At 59.2% G+C, this 547-nt stretch carries 1 protein-coding gene; it reads left to right on the forward strand.

Features of this window, described 5'->3' with window-relative positions; all coding sequences use genetic code 11:
* Positions 1-53 precede the first annotated feature (53 nt).
* Positions 54-547 (forward strand): transposase (locus tag ACOI1H_RS26180; RefSeq protein WP_422441283.1); only part of this gene is annotated, 494 nt, incomplete at its 3' end.

Genomic DNA, 547 nt, shown 5'->3' on the forward strand with positions numbered 1-547 from the left:
TTTTTCGGTTGTGTTGACCAAAAATTCCAGTTTCCGAAGCGGGCCCCCTCACCATGAAGCAGTCTACCTCCGCCGCGCCAGTCGTGTCACCCGTGAACGGCAAACCGATCCTCCTCAATTTCGACGGCGCAGCGATGAGTTCTGATGCTGGTCTGACACTCCTGCGCGAGGTCGAACGCCGCCATGATCTTGCAGGGCTGTTGGCGTCCTGCCTCACGGACCTGCGCGACCCTGGGAAGGTAAGGCACAGCCTGGGGGAGATCATCCGGTTCCGCATAATGATGATTGCGGCGGGGTATGAGGATGGCAATGACGCTTCCGACCTGCGGCATGATCCGTCGTTCAAGATCGCGCTGGAACGTCATCCGGAGACGGGTGCGGCGCTGTGCTCCCAGCCCACAATCTCGCGAATGGAGAACCTGCCCGGAATACGTGATCTCATCCGGATGGGACGGGAGATGGTCCGTTTTTATTGCCAGTCCTTTGCCCGTGTGCCCGGGCAGATCGTGCTGGATATCGACGACACCTTTGATGCAGTTCACGGGCA

The sequence above is a fragment of the Loktanella sp. DJP18 genome (assembly GCF_049310965.1).
Lineage (GTDB): Bacteria > Pseudomonadota > Alphaproteobacteria > Rhodobacterales > Rhodobacteraceae > Loktanella.